Below are 18433 nucleotides of genomic sequence, written 5' to 3'. Positions count from 1 at the left end.
TTAGATTAAATTTTCTCATAAAAAAGTAGAACCGTTATACCGAAACGGTTACTAAATAATGGTTTTAAATTTAGGATTACAACTATTGAAAAGCCCTGAGAGATTTAGTCTAATGTTGATTATATTCACTTTTTTAGCTTATTTTTGAAATTCAAAAAAATTGCATTGCAGATGCCTAACCATGTCATAGATCCAAACCAATGGATTGATCGCTATTCTGATTATCTCTATAACTACACCATATCGCGTGTAAATGATAGTAATATTGCTCAAGATTTAGTGCAAGACACCTTTTTTGCAGGCTTAAAATCAATGAAAAACTTCAAAGGAGAAGCCAGTGAACGCACATGGTTAATTTCTATATTAAAAAGAAAAATTATTGATTATTATCGGAAAATAAATTCTAATAAAGGCAAAGCCGAAGTTAGAATTAATTACAGCGATTCAGAAAGTGAAGGCGATTGGTTGGAAGAACGTGTTGCCGACCCTTTTGATAAAACGGCTGAAGACACGATGCAAAATACTGAGCTTGGTGATGCCATTTATAATTGTCTTGAAAAACTACCACCAAAACAAGCTGAAGTTTTTAAAATGAAAACCATACTTGGTTATGAAACAGAAGTTATATGTAATGAATTAAATATTACAGCGTCTAACCTTTGGGTAATTATACATAGAGCCCGTACTGCTATGGCCGATTGCCTAAAAGAAAATTGGTTTTAATTATGAGTAAATTTAAATTTAAAATTAAGTGCGACGAAGCAAATCATGTTTGCGACAAAACACAGTACGAAGATGCTTCACTTTGGGAAAAAATAATTCTAAGCTTGCATTTAATTTACTGTAGGGCTTGTAGAAAATACTCAAAAAATAATGCTACACTTACTGAAACCATTGCAAAATCAGAAATTGTGTGTTTAGAAAAGAGCTGCAAAGATGCTATGAAAAAAGATCTAGATAAAGCTATAAGAGAAATTTCTAATTAAACATCAGTATCAAAACAAGCCAAAAAATTGGCAATCCTTCTACCCAAAACGAACTGTAATAATTCTGCTGTTCAACTTTACTAAAAACTACAAACAACCCAGTTATTATAGCTGTGATTGATAAAACCAAAATAGAAGTTTGGCTTATTTCGTCCTTGAAAAATTCCAACAAGAAAATCATCAATAAAAGTAACACACCTAAAACTTTCGTTTTTTTCACACCAAGTATTTGAGGGATGGTGAATAATTTTAAATTATCAAATTTTAAGTCTCTAATTTCAAAAGGCAACATTAATACCAAAACGTATATAAACCGCTGAATCCCGATTATGGCTATATCTGTACTCACCTCAATATTAGAATTAATTACTGGAATAAACACCGTTACTCCTGTCCAAACCAAAGCAATCACATAAACTTTTAACCCGCAAACATTCCGTAATGTTTGCTTGTGTTTAGGATACAAGGGAATGGCATATAATATAGTAAGCAAGGTGAAACAGCCAATAAAAACATGTGTTTTGATCGATAATTGAAGCGCATAGAAACACATCAATACAAAGCAAATAAAAGATAAAATTTGAATTAACTTAAGCCAATTAGCCAACTTTCGGTGTCTGAATTTGGCAACCCCAAAATACTTTACAAAATTGTACCCTGTAATTGTAGCATAAAACACAAAATATAGTACGGATTCACTGTAACTTAAATCTAGTTCCAACAAGGTAATCCAAGTCAATGAGAACACCGACAAAGCCACATGAATACTGCTATTGATGTAAAAATTAAGAATCTGTTTAAGGAGTGTCATAAAGCAAAAGTAACTAAAGTGTTGATAACGTTTGTGAATAGTTAAAAACTTTCCATTTCACTCAATAAAACACATTAAATATTACGTATTTTTGCGAATTATATAATAAAATTCCGCATTAATGAATACAAATGCTTTCGCTTTGCGTCATATAGGTCCTAGAATAGACGACCAAAAACTCATGTTAAACACGTTAGGATTAGACTCTTTAAACCAACTTATTTACGAAACTATTCCTGATGATATTCGTTTGAAAAAAGATTTAGATTTAGATGAACCGATGTCGGAGCATGAGTATTTATTACATATTCATGAATTATCTAAAAAAAACAAAGTCTATAAAACTTACATAGGTTTAGGTTATCATCCTACCATTTTACCAGCTGTAATTCAAAGAAATATTCTTGAAAATCCAGGTTGGTACACGGCATACACACCTTACCAAGCAGAAATAGCACAAGGAAGACTTGAAGCCTTATTAAATTACCAAACTATGGTGATTGAACTCACTGGAATGGAAATTGCTAATGCCTCATTATTGGACGAAAGTACTGCTGCTGCCGAAGCCATGAGTTTATTATTCGCAGTAAGAGAACGAGATCAGAAAAAAGCGGGTATTAATAAATTTTTTGTTTCTGAAAATATTTTACCTCAAACATTATCATTACTTCAAACTAGAGCCATTCCAATAGGCATTGAACTTGTTATAGGCACAGAAGAAAGCTTTAATTTTTCAGAAGAATTTTTTGGAGCCATACTTCAATATCCAGGGAAAGATGGTCAAATTACCGACATCAAATCATTTATTAATCAAGCTGAGGAGAATAGAATTAAAGTAGCAGTTGCTGCCGATATTTTAAGCTTAGTAAAACTCGAGGCCCCAGGGAAATTTGGAGCAGATGTTGTTGTTGGAACCACGCAACGTTTCGGAATCCCAATGGGTTATGGTGGCCCGCACGCAGCTTATTTTGCCACGAAAGAACAATACAAACGTGATATCCCAGGGCGTATTATTGGCGTAACAAAAGACGCCAATGGTAACCGCGCGTTACGTATGGCATTACAAACCCGAGAACAGCACATAAAAAGAGACAAGGCTACTTCCAACATTTGTACCGCTCAAGTATTGTTAGCGGTTATGGCCAGTATGTATGCCGTTTATCATGGTCCGCAAGGTTTAGAATTCATTGCAAGTGAAGTTCACAATAAAGCCGTAGCGTTAGCAAATGCTTTAGAAAAACTTGGTTATCAACAAACAAATACTTCATATTTTGATACGCTTCAAATAAAAACAAATGCAAAATCTATAAAAAAAGTTGCGACTAACAAGAAGGTTAATTTATTTTATCCTGATAAAGAAACGGTGACAATTTCAGTAAACGAAACAACTTCGATAAGAGATATTAATTATTTAATTTCAGTATTTGCTGAAGCTAAAGGCAAAGAAACGATTGTGATTTCTGAAGTTGAACATGCCAATAATATTTCTGAAAATTTAAAAAGGCAGTCGGAATTCTTAACAGATGCTGTGTTTAATACTTACCATTCTGAGACCGAGTTGATGCGTTACATCAAATCATTAGAACGTAAAGATTTAGCATTAAATCACTCCATGATTTCTTTGGGATCATGTACGATGAAGCTAAATGCAGCTGCCGAAATGTTACCTTTAAGTATTTATAAATGGGCAAATATTCATCCTTTTGTTCCTAAAAAACAAGCTCACGGCTATCTTACTGTTTTAAAAGAACTGGAAGACCAACTCACTGAAATAACAGGTTTCTCAGCAACTTCATTGCAACCAAATTCTGGCGCGCAAGGTGAATTTGCTGGACTAATGGTTATAAAAGCCTACCATGAATCTCGTGATGATCACCATAGAAATATTTGCTTAATTCCATCATCTGCACACGGAACAAATCCTGCAAGTGCGGTTATGGCTGGAATGAAAGTAGTAGTTACAAAATCGACTGAAGAAGGTAATATAGACGTCGATGATTTACGCGAAAAAGCCGAATTACATAAAGACAACTTATCTTGTTTAATGGTTACCTATCCATCAACACATGGTGTTTACGAATCTGCAATCAAAGAAATCACCAAAATTATTCATGATAATGGCGGACAAGTATATATGGATGGTGCAAACATGAACGCCCAAGTAGGATTAACCAATCCAGGGAATATTGGAGCCGATGTATGCCATTTAAACCTACACAAAACTTTTGCTATTCCTCATGGCGGCGGTGGTCCTGGAGTTGGACCAATCTGTGTAGCAAAACAACTTGTTCCTTTTTTACCAGGAAATCCTTTGGTTAAAACGGGAGGCGAAAAAGCCATAACTGCAATTTCTGCTGCACCTTATGGTTCTGCATTGGCTTGCTTGATTTCCTATGGTTATATCAAGATGTTGGGCGCTCAAGGATTAACAGAATCCACTAGAATAGCCATATTAAATGCTAACTATATCAAGCACCGTCTACACGGTAGTTTTGAAACATTATACTCTGGTGAACGTGGGCGTGCAGCTCATGAAATGATTGTGGATTGCCGACCTTTTAAAGCAAATGGAATTGAAGTTACTGATATTGCTAAGCGTTTAATGGATTATGGTTTTCATGCGCCAACAGTATCATTTCCTGTTGCAGGAACTTTAATGATTGAACCAACTGAAAGCGAGAGTAAAGATGAAATTGATCGTTTTTGTGATGCTATGCTTTCAATAAAAAAAGAAATAGACGGTGTAACAAAAGAAGATGAAAATAATATTTTAAAGAATGCACCCCATACGCTTGATATGATTACTGCAAATACTTGGGATTTTCCTTATACTAGAGAAGAAGCTGCTTTTCCACTAGACTATGTAAGAGAAAATAAATTTTGGCCGAGTGTAAGACGTGTTGATGATGCCTATGGCGATAGAAATTTAATATGCTCTTGTACGCCAATAGAAGCTTTTATTGAAGCCTAAAATAGGTCTTGAACATCGTAAAATTTTATAAAATAATAACGTCATTATTTTGAAATAATTTAATTTGCTAATAAGAACAAAATTATAAGCAATTTTCATATTTATGAATATTAAAATTACAGGTACTGGTAGCTATATACCAGCCAATATAGAAAAGAACGAAAATTTTCACAGTCACGAATTTTTAAATAGTGATGGCTCAACAATTAATGCGCCTAACGAAGTGATTGTTAAAAAGTTTAAAGCTATTACTGGAATTGAAGAGCGTCGTTATGCTAAAAGTCATTTAAACACTTCCGATCTTGCTACTTTTGCAGCTGAGAAAGCCATAGAAAAAGCTAAAATTAATCGTGAAGATTTAGATTATATTATTGTTGCGCATAACTACGGTGATGTTAGATCTGGTAGTATACAAAGTGATACGGTTCCAAGTATCGCTTCAAGGGTAAAACATTTGCTAAGAATTAAAAATCCTAAATGTGTTGGATACGATTTACTTTTTGGATGCCCAGGTTGGGTTGAAGGGGTAATTCAAGCCAATGCTTTTATTAAATCTGGGATAGCCAAAAAATGTTTGGTGATTGGTGCTGAAACGTTATCGCGAATTTTAGATCCACATGATAGAGATTCTATGATTTATAGCGATGGCGCTGGGGCAGTAATTATCGAAGCTACTGATGATGAAGGTGGCATTATTACGCACGATTCGGCAACTTTTGCATTAGATGAAGCTCATTTTATATTCTTCGGTCAAACAAACAATCAAAATTCTGTTGACAATCGACGTTACATAAAGATGTATGGTAGAAAAATTTATGAATTTGCATTAACCAATGTGCCTTTGGCTATGAAATCTTGTCTTGACAAAAGTGGAGTATCTATTTCTGATGTCAAAAAAATACTCATTCATCAAGCCAACGAAAAAATGGACGAAGCCATTGTAAAACGTTTTTACGAGCTTTATAATATGCAGATGCCAGAAAATATTATGCCCATGAGTATCGGAAAACTAGGAAACTCAAGTGTTGCTACGGTTCCTACTTTATATGATTTGATTTTAAATGGTGAACTTGACAATCAAGAAATAAATAAAGGTGATGTCGTTATTTTTGCTAGTGTTGGAGCAGGCATGAACATAAATGCTATCATTTACAAGCAATAAGTAGTTAATGATTTTAAGGATTCTGTTTTCACGGAAATAAAAAAGAAATGTTGAATGTACGAGAAAACCTTTCCTAATAAGCGATACAAACATACTATTGAGTTTCTAGAAAAACACGTTACGAATTCATCTTCAATTTTAGATTTAGGAGTTACTAATCCATTTTCTAAAATCATGTTAGATCATGGTTATACCGTTGAAAATACTAAAGGTGAAGATTTAGATTTAGACACTTCAACTATTGAAAACTCTAACGCCGATGTAGTTACTGCATTTGAAATATTTGAACACTTGCTTTCCCCTTTTACAGTTTTAAAATCTATAAAATCGAATAAATTGGTGGCTAGTGTACCTCTTAAATTATGGTTTTCTTCGGCTTATAGAAGTAAAACCGATATGCTAGACAGACATTATCATGAGTTTGAAGATTGGCAATTTGACTGGTTACTTGAAAAAGCCGGATGGAGAATAATAGACCGCCAAAAATGGACAAACCCAACAAAAAAAATTGGTATCCGACCAATTTTACGATGGTTCACTCCTCGATATTATATTGTGTATGCTGAAAAGGCATAACATTTAAATCAAGTTTTAAAAATTAATGCTTTAAAAATTGGGTTTTGATATTTATATATTGAAATTTACAACATGGACTTTTACATTGTCATTCCTGCACATAACGAAGCAGATTCTATAGGACTCACAATTCACTCTTTGGTTAATCAAACTTTGAAACCAAAACAAATTGTTGTAGTTAATGACAATTCTACCGATAATACTGAATCTATCGTTGATAGCTATGTTAAAAAACATTCTTTTATTTCTTTAGTTAACAATAAATCTTCCAATCAGCATTTACCAGGTTCAAAAATAATAAATGCCTTTTATAAAGGGTTTGATACTTTAGACGACCAATATGATGTGATTTGTAAGTTTGATGCCGACTTAATTTTTCCGTCTAATTACTTAGAAGTGATTTCAAATCATTTTAAAAAAAACAACAGACTAGGTATGGTATCTGGCTTTTGTTACATAGAAAAAGACAATCAATGGGTTTTAGAAAATCTTACCCGAAAAGACCATATTCGAGGTGCCCTAAAAGCTTATAAAAAAGATTGTTTTTTGGAAATTGGAAAATTAAAACCATCCATGGGTTGGGATACCATTGATGAACTATTGGCAAAATATTACAACTGGGATATTTTAACTGATGAATTGTTACAGGTAAAACACCTAAAACCAACCGGAATAAGCTACAACAAGGGCTCAAAATATTTGCAAGGTGAAGCAATGTATAAAATGCGCTACGGTTTTATAATTACAAGCATTTCTGCATTAAAATTAGCGTACAGAAAAGGAAATTTTTCTTTGTTTAAAGATTATATGGCAGGGTATTTTAAAGCTAAAAAAGAAAAATTACCTTTTTTAGTTTCGGAAGAAGAAGGACACTTTATTAGGGAATTACGATGGAAAGGGATTCTTGGCAAGTTTAAATTATAGATGCTGCAACAACGCTCCGCATCTTAAAACTCATTCGGCTAGTTAAAACTCCAATCTTTGTAACTACTTGACGCTTCCAACTTATTTTCGATAGTATCGTCTAACTCTGGAAAAAAGTCAATGCCAGTTAAAGCTTCAACTTCATCAACCGAAACTACAAATTCGTATAATGGTTTACTGGAATTTTCATGTGGCATTAGAAATGCAATCATTTTTGTTTTTCCCGTATTATTATCAATCAACACTTTGTAAAATTGATTTGGCACTGACACCTTTTCATTTCCTATGGTCTTCATTTGTCCTTTTAAAACACCACCAGTAACCACAAAAACACCATCATATTTACTAGCCCAATAACGCACTTTCTGTTCTAAAGTATTCCAAATACCAGAATTAAAACTGTGTTCTTGAGGGCTTATATTACTAGTTAAAAAAGTTTCGTCGTGCGCATTCTGGCTATACTTTCTATCACCAGCGGGACAAAGATGCCCGCGATCGAAACCTGAATTCTTGTAGTTTCTCCAACTTGCAGCCCCTGTTTTCACCGCTTTATCAATTTCAAAATAAGGACGTTTAAAATTCGTATTAGTAAGGTGCCCTTTTTTCAATTCGTAAGCCACCCATTCCGCTTGTTCGTGAGGCTCGCTATACGATAAGGAGAAACCTTCATGATGCACAATTTGCCCTGTTGTAGATGTAGGCAAAAAGTATTCGTTTGTATTATTTTTAACTGCTTTTCCTTCAGCAATAATCTCAACTTGTTCTTCTTCCTTTAGAAAATGTTCGTATGTATAAACACCTAAAACAATTAGAATTGCAAGTAATGAAAAGATTGATTTTTTACTCATCAAAAACAAAATCTAAAGGTTGACCAATTGCGGCATTTGGAAAACTTATACCTAAAAGTGCTGACATGGTTGGTGCAATATCTGTAATTTCTGTTTTCTTAAATGTTTGACCTTTTTTAATGCCTTTTCCAAAGAATAACAATGGTACATGAGTATCATACATAAATCCTGAATGATGATCGGTTCCTGTTCTGTTCCATTTTGTGTCTTTAAAAACTTCGGGGGTGTAAACAAACATGAGGTCGCCTGAGCGTTTCTGATTATGCCCATTCTCCAAAAGGGTTTCAACATAACCATGAGAACCAATAAACTGATTTATATCAGAGGTTACATATACTTTATCAATTAGCTTATACTTTAATAATTCAAGCGCTAAAAATTCTTTTATTTCTTTTAAATCTAAGTTATTCGAAATAATTTTCTTGTGATTAAGAAAAATTTGGCTATTAATTCTACTTAAAATTAAACCCGAAACTTTAAATTGTTCTTCTAAAAAGGCATTCATTTCATCAAACATTTTGCTCTCATCAAAAAGCCCTGAAGGAATATGATTTGACTTTAAATAATTAGGTACATGTGATGCTCCATGATCTGCGGTTAAAAACACGGTATATTCACCCTCACCAACTTTGTCATCCAGAGCTTTTAGTAAGCGTTCTAAATCTAAATCAAGGCGCAAATAAGTATCTTCAATTTCTATAGAATTTGGACCAAAATCATGACCAACTTTATCTGTACTAGAGTAGCTTATTGTTAAAACGTCTGTTATATCATCTTTTCCTAAACCTTCAGCATCAATAGCCTTTATTACAAAATCTGTCGTTAAACTATTTCCATAAGGGCTTTCAACAATTATTTCAAAGTTACCATTATCGCGTTTTAGCTTTTGTAAATCGTAAGGAAATGTCGCTGTAGTTTTACCTTCAAAAATACGTTCGAAATTATTTAAATCACTTCCACTCTCTGCATAAGTATTTATATCATACAAAGTATTCCATTCTATAAAATATTTTTCAGTCGCATCCGATGCGTTAAAATTTGTTACCCATTTAGGAAGCGCCTTCATATAAAATGAACTAGTTACCCAATTACCTGAACCATTGTTTTCAAAATCAAACCAATAAGCAGCATTGGCAGCATGACCCGCCGGAAAAACAGCACCTCTATCCTTTAGTGAAATCCCGATAGATTTACCTCGCATTTGAGTAAACAATCGATTTTCATCTGCAAATGTTGATGCAAGCATTCTATGTGGAGACATTTTTCCTGCTTCATTTTCTGTGCCTATAGACTCTAAATTACTATCTCTGGCACAATACACATTCTTTTTTTGATCTTTATCAAACCAATCATTACCAATAATACCATGGTATTTAGGGGTAGTACCAGTAAATATTGAAGCATGTCCCGGACCCGTTTTGGTAGGTATATAGTTAAAATGGTTGTTTTTACAATTATAGCCCTCGTTAATTAAACGTTTAAATCCACCATCACCATATTTATCATAATAACGAGTTAAATAATCATATCGCATTTGGTCTACAACAACTCCAACAACCAACTTTGGTCTTTCATTCTGGGCAAAAACTGATAACGATAGAAAAAAAACAATAAAAAATGTGAAAAGATATTTCATCAATAAAAAGAATTTAATTGGCTCAAAAATACAAATATTAAAGCATCATTATTTAAAATTAAAGTTAAATACCCCTAAGTTTTTTTTACATTAGCACTTACAAATATATATATGACATACCTCCATAATATAGGCGCTTATTTTCTAATGATTGTAGAAATGTTTCGTAAACCCACAAAGTGGACTGTAATGAAACAATTGATACTTAAAGATGTTGATGATTTAATAATTGGCTCGTTAGGTATTGTGGCATTTATATCTTTTTTTGTGGGAGGCGTTGTTACTATTCAAACAGCATTAAATATTGATAACCCTTTAATTCCGAAATACCTTGTTGGTTTCGCAACAAGGCAATCTATTGTTCTGGAATTTGCACCTACATTTATGTCTATTATAATGGCTGGTAAAGTAGGCTCGTTTATTACCTCTAGCATAGGAACGATGCGCGTTACCGAACAGATTGATGCCTTAGAGGTTATGGGAATAAACTCGCTTAATTATCTGGTTTTTCCAAAATTCATAGCGTTATTATTATACCCATTTGTTATTTCAATTGCCATGTTTTTAGGCATTCTTGGTGGTATGGCGGCATGCGTCTATGGTGGTTTTAGCACACTCGAAGATTATATAGTAGGAATTCAAACCGATTTTATTTCGTTTCATGTTACCTATGCATTTATAAAAACCTTTGTATTTGCGTTTATACTGGCTACGGTTCCTTCGTTTCATGGTTATTACATGAAAGGTGGTGCACTAGAAGTTGGTAAGGCTAGTACAACGTCGTTTGTATGGACCAGTGTGCTTATCATACTTTTAAATTATTTACTAACCCAAATGTTATTAAGCTAATGATAGAAGTTAATAATTTACATAAATCGTTTGGCGATGTTGAAATTTTAAAAGGAATTAGCACCACTTTTGATAAAGGAAAAACCAATCTTATTATTGGGCAAAGTGGTTCGGGAAAAACGGTTTTTTTAAAATGCTTATTAGGCCTATTTGATTATGAAGAGGGTACCATATCTTACGACGGTAAAATATTTTCATTACTTTCTGAAGATGAAAAACGTAACCTAAGAGCCAAAATCGGTATGGTTTTTCAAGGTAGCGCCTTGTTTGATTCCATGACTATTGCACAAAACGTAATGTTTCCGTTGCAGATGTTTACCAAACAAAGCAAAAGCGAAATGGAAGATCGTGTTGATTTTGTTTTAAAACGTGTTAATTTAGACGATGCTCATAAAAAAATGCCAAGTGAAGCCTCTGGTGGTATGCAAAAACGTGTGGCTATTGCTCGCGCTATTGTAAACAATCCTATGTATTTATTTTGCGATGAACCAAACTCTGGATTAGACCCTAAAACAGCTATTGTTATAGACAACCTTATTCAAGAGATTACCGATGAATATCAAATTACTACCGTAATTAATTCTCATGATATGAATTCGGTAATGGAAATTGGTGAAAAAATCGTCTTCTTAAAAAATGGATTAAAAGCATGGGAAGGCTCCAATGAAACCATTTTTAAAACAGATAATGAATCGGTTACCGATTTTGTTTACTCTTCAAATCTGTTTAAAAAAGTACGTAAAATGTACATAGAGGAAAACGAGTAAAATAGTTAAGAATTATTCTTATGATAAAAGCATTTAAAATTTCCTTGATATCTGCTGCAATATGTTTTTTAATCACACTAATTTTTTTACTAATTGGCTATAAACAATTTATAGGCATACCCATTATTTTACTTTTAACTTTTTTGAGTATCACCGCAAGATGCAGTCAGCTTTATAAGAGTCTTTCTTTCACCATTTTAATATTTGCAGCCGTGGCTTTAGCCATGTTTTATCCTGAACTTTTTATTCAAATTGGGGATTTTAAGTTAAAGCTTTTAATTGTTCCTTTATTACAAATTATTATGTTTGGCATGGGTACTTCTATGAGTATTCAAGATTTTAAAGGTGTTATAAAAATGCCAAAAGGCGTGCTTATAGGATTAATTTGTCAGTTTACTATAATGCCTGTTTTGGGATTTTCAATTGCGCAATTATTTGGTTTTTCAAGCGAAATTGCCGCAGGTATTGTTTTAATAGGCTGTTCACCAAGCGGTTTAGCATCAAATGTTATGGTGTTTTTAGCAAAAGCCAATTTAGCGCTATCAATAACTTTAACGGCCATATCTACATTATTGGCTCCTTTTATAACCCCCTTACTCATGGAACTTTTAGCTGGTGAGTTTATCCCCATTGACATTTATCAAATGATGCTTAGTATAGTTAAAATGGTGATTGTTCCAATAATTGCTGGATTAATTTTTAATCGTTTATTTCATGGTAAATTTCCTTGGTTAGATATTTTATTACCAAAAATTTCAATGGGTGCCATTGCTTTAATTATTGTTATTATTGTTGCCGCGGGCAGAGATAATTTATTAGATATAGGTCTTTTGTTAGTAGTCGCAGCTATTATTCATAATACTACAGGTTACTTTTTTGGGTACTGGGGTTGCAGGCTATTTAAATTAAAGGAAAATGATTGCAGAACGATTGCCTTAGAAGTTGGAATGCAAAATGGCGGGTTAGCTTCGGGTATTGCTTTAGAATTAGGAAAAGTTTCAACAGTAGGTTTAGCACCAGCTATTTTTGGGCCATGGATGAATATCTCTGGTTCTGCGCTAGCATCCTGGTGGAGAGATAGAACACCAGTTAATCAATAAATTTCTTAAAGACCTAATATTATTAATTTATTCTTCGTACTACCAGCGTATCTAAACTTAGTTTTAATTTCAACCATTTTTCAAGTTTATCTTTATCTTTTTTGCGCTGATCTTCTTTCGCTAAAGAATCTACCCATTTAACTGAAAACACAGATAAAGTGTCCATTTTAGTAAAATTAGAATTGATAACACTCGCATAAGAAAACTGCTCGATGGTTTCGTAATTTATTTTTATTTCAGCTAACAATTCATCTAAAGCCACATGATTTCGCTCTAATTTTGAAAGCTGCTGCACCTTATTTTCTAAGTAATTTATTTTCTGAGTTTGCGATAATAAGTCTAGGGAATCTCTAGTTCTTAGTTCTTCCATATATTTAAAATTATCTAAATTTTTAGACCTATTTTGATTCACAACTAATTTACTATCAGATAAGGCACTGTAATCTTTCATTCTACTTTGTAATAGCATGATTGAAGATTCTGGAATTTCATCCAAACCAAAAGTATTTAGTTCTATTTTACTTTCCTCATTTCCGCCGTATTTATAAATAGCATTACTTTTAATGTACTCTGCATGCGGTAGAGCACTTAATTCGTTTTCAACAAACAAACCAGCATCACGTTTAAAATTACTCTCTCTATAAACATCTATAAAAGTAAAACCTGCAGGAATCATTACTACAATAGCCAACAAGGTTGCCATTCTTGAAATAAAGAGTCTCTTTTTAGAATTGGCATATTTAAGCATAGGAAACCTTAGTAGTTTTAACACTAAAAAAGTAGCCAAGGCAATAAATATGGTATTAATGGTAAAGAGATACATAGCTCCACCAAAGTAAACGAAGTTCGCTTTTGCTAAACCATATCCTGCCGTACAAAGCGGCGGCATTAAAGCAGTGGCAATAGCAACACCAAAAATAACCGAAGCGATGGTTCCTTTTTTAGTTCTAGCAATTATTAAGGCTAAACCACCAAAAAAGGCAATTAGTACATCCCTAATATCTGGTTTTACACGTCCTAAAAGTTCGTTGGTATCTTCACTAAGCGGGAAAAATTTAAAAAACAAGAAAGCAGTTAATAAACTCAACACAATCATAGTGGCTAAGTTTATTAACGAACGTTTTAAAGTATCAATATCATTTATGGCAATAGAAAGTCCTACACCTAAGATAGGCCCCATAAGTGGTGAAATTAACATCGCACCAATAACAACTGCAGTAGAGTTAGCATTTAATCCAACGGAAGCTACAAATATAGAACATACTAATATCCACGCTGTAGCACCTTTAAAAGGGATATCTCCTTTTATGGCTAGAATAGTAGCATCTCTATCAGTATCTTCTCTAAAATCTAATAGTTCACTAAGAAACTTTTTGATACTGGCCATAAGACCTTGAGCATCTTTTTTTATGCTTTCTTTTGATTGCTCAACGTTTTGTTCGTTTGTTAAAGCCTCATCTTTAGGGGCTTCATCCGAAAAATTAAACTTACTCTCTTCGCTCATGATTTAACCATATTGCTCTCCAAATTTATCTTTAACTTGTTGGAGTGTCATTTTTATATCTTGTTCTTTTGATTTAGGAAAGATAAGCAAAACTTCTTCTTTATCAACAACAATATAATCTTGAAGACCGTCAATAACAACAATTTTATCCTTTTTTGTTCTTATCATATTACCCGATGCATCTTCAGCTAATGTCCTCGCATTCACAACGGCATTACCAGATTCATCTTTATCCAACTTGTCGTATAAACTACCCCAAGTTCCTAAATCGTTCCAATCAAATTCGGCAGCAATTACATGAACATTTGCCGATTTTTCCATAATGGCATAATCTACTGATACATTTTCAGCATTCGGATAGTTCTCCTTAATAAACTCATTTTCAAATTCGGTATTGTACACAGGAATTCCACTCTCGAATAATTTAAATAATTCGGGTTGATTATTTTGAAAAGCCTTTATGACACTTTTAGCGCTCCACATAAAAATACCTGCATTCCAAAGGAAATTTCCTTGAGAAATAAATGATTTTGCCGTTTCGTAATCTGGTTTTTCTCTAAATTGATTTACAGTTTTTATCGCTTCCGCGGAAGACTTATCAAATTCAATGTAACCATATCCTGTATTAGGAAATGTTGGTTGAATGCCTAATGTCATTAACGCATCATTATTTTCGCAATAATCAAAAGCTTGTTGCACATTTTTCGAAAACGTTTTTTCATCTTCAATCCAATGATCGCTGGGAGCTACTATCATAACAGCATCCGGGTTTTCTTTTTGAATTTTTAATGATGCATATAAAATACATGGCGCTGTGTTTCTCATGGCAGGTTCTAATACCACTTGACGTTGCTCTACTTCTGGTAGTTGCTCTAAAACCAAGTCGTTGTACCGCTCGTTGGTTAAAATAAAAATATTTTCCTTTGGAATTAAATCTGCTAAACGATGAAATGTTTTTTGAATTAAGGTATCGCCAGTTCCTAACATATCGTGAAATTGTTTAGGAAAATCTTGTGTGCTAATAGGCCAAAATCTCGATCCTACTCCTCCTGCCATTAATATGGCATAATAATTTTTATTCATAATAATTAATTTATCAGTTCCACTTCAGCGTTTGGATTAAACAAATATAATCTTCCTGTTTTAACCTCAACACACTCAAAGCGTTTTACTCGTTTTTTATTCATTTTAAACACTTTTCCGTTATTTGCAAGAAAAGTATGCCCCAAAGGTACTTGGAAAATATATGTTTTATTATTGGGTTCGTCGAATTGCTTTAAAGCTAAGGTCAATGGTGCATCTGTATCGCTAGACGCTTTTGGGTTTTTAAAATGTTTCGCCAACAATGGCAGCAACTCATTCGGGAAAATTTCTGGATTTAAAAACGGTAACATTAAATGCTGAAACGTGCGTTTCCATTCGATACCATGTGGTTTTATAAATTTTCCGTACAATTTATAGGCTTCAAAATGTGCAATTTCATGAATTAAGGTAATCAAAAAACGGTATTCATTTAAATTCGAATTTACAGTAATTTGATGTTTTCCGTTAGGTAAAAACCTATAATCGCCATGGCGTGTTTTTCGTTCTTTCTTAATTTTAACCATTACATGCTCCTGTTCTAAAAGATTTAAAACTAACGGAAGCGCATGGGCAGGCACATAATCTTGAAGCTGATTTTGCATTAGCGCTAAAATACTAGATTTATTGAAAAGACCATATTAATTTAATTGACTTTGTGAGAAAAAAAATAGAATATATTTTAACTATGGATTTAAAACATTAAAGCAAATTCATATCCGCATTAGTTAAAAGAGACTTCAAAAAATCACAACATATCTAATAGTTCAGACATTCTCTTAAACGTTAGGGAAGCTTCAGTCTGTAATTCGTTGTTAAAATCGTGCTCAGCAAATCCATAAACATCAAACCCACCCGCTTTAGCAGCTCTGATTCCTATAAGACTATCTTCAATAACCAAACATTCCTCAGGATTGAAACCCATTGTTTCTGCCGCCCAAAGAAAAATATCGGGTTCTGGTTTCCATTTCTGAATTGCGAAACAACTAAATATACGGTCTTCAAAGTATGGCAGTAAACCAGTAACATCTAAGTTTAATCGTATTTTATTTTCTGGTCCGCTAGAGGCAACACAGAAAGGCATTTTTAAGTTTTCAACTACCTCTTTCACCCCATTTATTGGCTGTAGCTTTTGGCGAAAGGCTTCAAATGAATTTATACGATAATCCGTTTCAAAATTAACAGGAAGTGGAACTTTAATTCGGTTAGATATATATTCAGCACAATATTGATAGGAAGTTCCTTTTAATTCTCGCAAGGTGTTTTCAAAAGTCATATTGGCTCCCAATTGGTTACCCATTTCAACTAATACGCCAGCAGAAATAGCTTCGCTATCTACTAAAACACCATCGCAATCGAAAATTATGCATTTGTATTTACTCATATACTATGGCGTAGAATTGGAAACTTGCAACAATTTTCCGTTGTAATAGGTATTGCCATTTAATGAAAAGTCAAAAATATATTGAGCCATTTCTAAGGCTGTTGTTGGCGCCTGATACCCTGGAAAAGCTTCTTCTAGCATTTCGGTTTGTACTGCCCCTAAAGCCAACACGTTAAAGGAAATTCCAGTGCTTTTGTACTCTTCAGCCCATAATTCTGTAAGCGTAATTACTGCAGCTTTACTTGAACTATACGCCGCTAACCCAGGAAATTTCATACTGCCTTGAACGCCACCCATAGAACTAATAGTTACCACATGACTCTTATTTTTCATAAAAGGCAATACAACTCTTGTTAATTCGGCAACCCCAAAAACGTTGGTTTTATACACTTGCTCAAAATCTTCAATTGACGTTTGAGCAAATGGCTTATTTAAAAGTGTACCCGCATTATTTATTAAAACATCAACATGTTTCCATTCATCTTTTATAAAATTTTCAACTTTTTTATATGCTTTAGAATCACCCAAATCGAACGAAAACGAAGTCACATTTTCTAAGTTTAAACTTTGAATGGGCTTCTCATTCCGCGAAAGCGCTAAAACTTTACAACCTGCTTTTGCAAATAATTGAACCAACTCAAAACCTATTCCTCTACTGGTGCCTGTTATTATAACGTGTTTTTTACTCATTGTTCATTTTTATTTCTTTCGAAGGTGTATTAATCATACCTTCTAGTGCTGGAATCATTTTATTTATAAAATTGGTCATGTGATTAAAATCTATTTTTTCGGTTTCGTCATCTACATGATGGTAATACTCAAAATTAGTAAAATCGAAGGTAGAAATAGCATGTGCTGGCACTTTAAATTGTTCATAAAACGGATAATTATCCGAACGCATAAAGAGACGAAATTCTTTTGCTTTAGGAAAAAACCCTATGATTTCTGAACCCGCATATTCATTTAGAGTTTTAGCCAAATTCGATTTTTCGTAACCCGTCATATAAGCCAAAATTTCAGTTTCAGCTCTAGGCACACCTATCATTTCAAAATTAATCATGGTATGTAAGTCTATGTTTTCAGATTTTAATCGTGCTGCAAGATGTTCAGAACCTTTCAAACCCATTTCTTCTGCGGCATATAAGGTAAACAAAACACTACGCTTATTACTTTTGGTTTTCGCAAAATATTTTGCCCATTCTAAAACCGCAACAGTGCCCGAAGCATCATCGTTTGCTCCATTGGCAATGGAATCGCCATTTACTTCCTTAGATGTTCCGATATGATCGTAATGCGCACCTAAAATCACAAATTCGTTTTTTATGTTTGGATCGGTACCTTCTAAACATCCAACAATGTTGTAGCCAACAATATCTTTTATATTAAAGCTATCTCGATAGGTTTCAAAATAAGGTTTTACATTATTTTCTTTGAATACGTTTTCAATATAAATGGCAGCTTTTTCAATACCCGGTGTACCAGTTTGCCTGCCTTCCAGCGCATCTGAAGCTAAGTAGTTTAGCGACCCTTCAATACTTAATCGTGATGCTTGATTATTGGCATCGATTTTAGTTGAAGCCGACGGTGTTACCTGTTCTTTTGATGGATATGAATTAGTTCTTGCACTAGAACCATTGCTGTTTATTATGACCTCTGGAGTCTTACAACTTAATAAAAAAGTCGATATACAAATTAATACGAAAAGTTTTTTCATTAGTTATTCATTTAAGATTTAAAGGTAAAAAACAAAAAGGTAGCGGTAAAATAAATAGTTTTTAATTACCATTGAATTAATTAATATACTATATTTGAGTTAGTTAACATTTTCTTCCTTA

General features: G+C 33.4%; 19 protein-coding genes. 10 read left to right on the top strand and 9 right to left on the bottom strand.

Going from position 1 to position 18433, the window contains the following annotated elements; all coding sequences use genetic code 11:
- Positions 1 to 36 precede the first annotated feature (36 nt).
- The 3 genes from O5O44_RS16305 to O5O44_RS03950 all read left to right on the top strand — a co-directional run bounded on the left by O5O44_RS16305 (position 37) and on the right by O5O44_RS03950 (position 986).
- Positions 37 to 99: a hypothetical protein gene (locus O5O44_RS16305; RefSeq protein ID WP_350494442.1), complete on the top strand. Its 63-nt coding sequence runs from the start codon at positions 37 to 39 to the stop codon at positions 97 to 99.
- A gap of 72 nt (positions 100 to 171) precedes the next feature.
- Positions 172 to 723 carry a sigma-70 family RNA polymerase sigma factor gene (locus O5O44_RS03955; protein ID WP_019386236.1) on the top strand — a complete coding sequence of 184 codons (552 nt, stop codon included), beginning with the start codon at positions 172 to 174 and terminating at the stop codon, positions 721 to 723.
- Positions 724 to 725: 2 nt separating this feature from the next.
- Positions 726 to 986 (top strand): hypothetical protein, encoded by a 261-nt coding sequence (locus tag O5O44_RS03950; RefSeq protein WP_289195823.1) that lies wholly within the window; start codon positions 726 to 728, stop codon positions 984 to 986.
- Here the strand turns inward: O5O44_RS03950 and O5O44_RS03945 are convergent.
- Complete coding sequence (locus O5O44_RS03945) at positions 979 to 1797, bottom strand: UbiA prenyltransferase family protein (RefSeq protein ID WP_289195822.1); 819 nt, start codon at positions 1795 to 1797, stop codon at positions 979 to 981. The two genes, O5O44_RS03950 and O5O44_RS03945, sit on opposite strands and share 8 nt — an antisense overlap.
- A 121-nt stretch (positions 1798 to 1918) precedes the next feature.
- On the opposite strand from O5O44_RS03945, the gene gcvP reads away from it, so the two are divergent.
- The 4 genes from gcvP to O5O44_RS03925 all read left to right on the top strand — a co-directional run bounded on the left by gcvP (position 1919) and on the right by O5O44_RS03925 (position 7430).
- A complete protein-coding gene (gcvP, locus tag O5O44_RS03940; protein WP_289195821.1) occupies positions 1919 to 4768 on the top strand; it encodes an aminomethyl-transferring glycine dehydrogenase in 2850 nt (949 codons plus the stop codon).
- Positions 4769 to 4871: 103 nt separating this feature from the next.
- Positions 4872 to 5930, top strand: a complete 1059-nt coding sequence (locus O5O44_RS03935; RefSeq protein WP_289195820.1) for a 3-oxoacyl-ACP synthase III family protein — start codon at positions 4872 to 4874, stop codon at positions 5928 to 5930.
- A gap of 54 nt (positions 5931 to 5984) precedes the next feature.
- Positions 5985 to 6506 carry a class I SAM-dependent methyltransferase gene (locus O5O44_RS03930; protein WP_019386231.1) on the top strand — a complete coding sequence of 174 codons (522 nt, stop codon included), beginning with the start codon at positions 5985 to 5987 and terminating at the stop codon, positions 6504 to 6506.
- 72 nt (positions 6507 to 6578) lie between these two features.
- Positions 6579 to 7430: a glycosyltransferase family 2 protein gene (locus O5O44_RS03925; RefSeq protein WP_289195819.1), complete on the top strand. Its 852-nt coding sequence runs from the start codon at positions 6579 to 6581 to the stop codon at positions 7428 to 7430.
- Positions 7431 to 7468: 38 nt separating this feature from the next.
- Here O5O44_RS03925 and O5O44_RS03920 read toward each other — a convergent pair whose 3' ends face one another.
- Positions 7469 to 8278, bottom strand: a complete 810-nt coding sequence (locus tag O5O44_RS03920; RefSeq protein WP_289195818.1) for a DNA/RNA non-specific endonuclease — start codon at positions 8276 to 8278, stop codon at positions 7469 to 7471.
- A complete protein-coding gene (gene pafA, locus O5O44_RS03915) occupies positions 8271 to 9914 on the bottom strand; it encodes an alkaline phosphatase PafA (RefSeq protein ID WP_289195817.1) in 1644 nt (547 codons plus the stop codon). The genes O5O44_RS03920 and pafA overlap by 8 nt, the downstream gene beginning before the upstream one ends.
- 111 nt (positions 9915 to 10025) lie before the next feature.
- Here pafA and O5O44_RS03910 point away from each other — a divergent pair, with 111 nt between their 5' ends.
- The 3 genes from O5O44_RS03910 to O5O44_RS03900 all read left to right on the top strand — a co-directional run bounded on the left by O5O44_RS03910 (position 10026) and on the right by O5O44_RS03900 (position 12630).
- Positions 10026 to 10763 (top strand): MlaE family ABC transporter permease, encoded by a 738-nt coding sequence (locus tag O5O44_RS03910; protein ID WP_019386227.1) that lies wholly within the window; start codon positions 10026 to 10028, stop codon positions 10761 to 10763.
- A complete protein-coding gene (locus O5O44_RS03905; RefSeq protein WP_019386226.1) occupies positions 10763 to 11530 on the top strand; it encodes an ABC transporter ATP-binding protein in 768 nt (255 codons plus the stop codon). Before O5O44_RS03910 ends, O5O44_RS03905 begins: the two co-directional genes overlap by 1 nt.
- Positions 11531 to 11673: 143 nt before the next feature.
- The gene (locus O5O44_RS03900) at positions 11674 to 12630 is read left to right on the top strand and encodes a bile acid:sodium symporter family protein (protein WP_289195816.1); all 957 of its coding nucleotides are present in this window, start codon (positions 11674 to 11676) and stop codon (positions 12628 to 12630) included.
- 22 nt (positions 12631 to 12652) lie between these two features.
- On the opposite strand, the gene O5O44_RS03895 is transcribed toward O5O44_RS03900, so the two are convergent.
- The 6 genes from O5O44_RS03895 to O5O44_RS03870 all read right to left on the bottom strand — a co-directional run bounded on the left by O5O44_RS03895 (position 12653) and on the right by O5O44_RS03870 (position 18312).
- Positions 12653 to 14134: a DUF389 domain-containing protein gene (locus tag O5O44_RS03895; protein ID WP_289195815.1), complete on the bottom strand. Its 1482-nt coding sequence runs from the start codon at positions 14132 to 14134 to the stop codon at positions 12653 to 12655.
- Positions 14135 to 14137: 3 nt separating this feature from the next.
- A complete protein-coding gene (locus O5O44_RS03890) occupies positions 14138 to 15217 on the bottom strand; it encodes a mannose-1-phosphate guanylyltransferase (RefSeq protein WP_289195814.1) in 1080 nt (359 codons plus the stop codon).
- A gap of 5 nt (positions 15218 to 15222) precedes the next feature.
- Complete coding sequence (locus O5O44_RS03885; protein WP_289195813.1) at positions 15223 to 15819, bottom strand: SprT-like domain-containing protein; 597 nt, start codon at positions 15817 to 15819, stop codon at positions 15223 to 15225.
- A 143-nt stretch (positions 15820 to 15962) separates the two neighbouring features.
- Positions 15963 to 16598, bottom strand: a complete 636-nt coding sequence (locus O5O44_RS03880; protein ID WP_289195812.1) for an HAD family hydrolase — start codon at positions 16596 to 16598, stop codon at positions 15963 to 15965.
- Between the two features lie 3 nt (positions 16599 to 16601).
- Positions 16602 to 17288, bottom strand: a complete 687-nt coding sequence (locus O5O44_RS03875; protein WP_289195811.1) for an SDR family NAD(P)-dependent oxidoreductase — start codon at positions 17286 to 17288, stop codon at positions 16602 to 16604.
- The gene (locus tag O5O44_RS03870) at positions 17281 to 18312 is read right to left on the bottom strand and encodes a M20/M25/M40 family metallo-hydrolase (RefSeq protein ID WP_289195810.1); all 1032 of its coding nucleotides are present in this window, start codon (positions 18310 to 18312) and stop codon (positions 17281 to 17283) included. The genes O5O44_RS03875 and O5O44_RS03870 overlap by 8 nt, the downstream gene beginning before the upstream one ends.
- Positions 18313 to 18433 lie beyond the last annotated feature (121 nt).

It is taken from the genome of Algibacter luteus, assembly GCF_030344935.1.
GTDB classification, from domain to species: domain Bacteria; phylum Bacteroidota; class Bacteroidia; order Flavobacteriales; family Flavobacteriaceae; genus Arenitalea; species Arenitalea lutea.
This window is presented reverse-complemented; position numbering and strand designations above follow the sequence as displayed.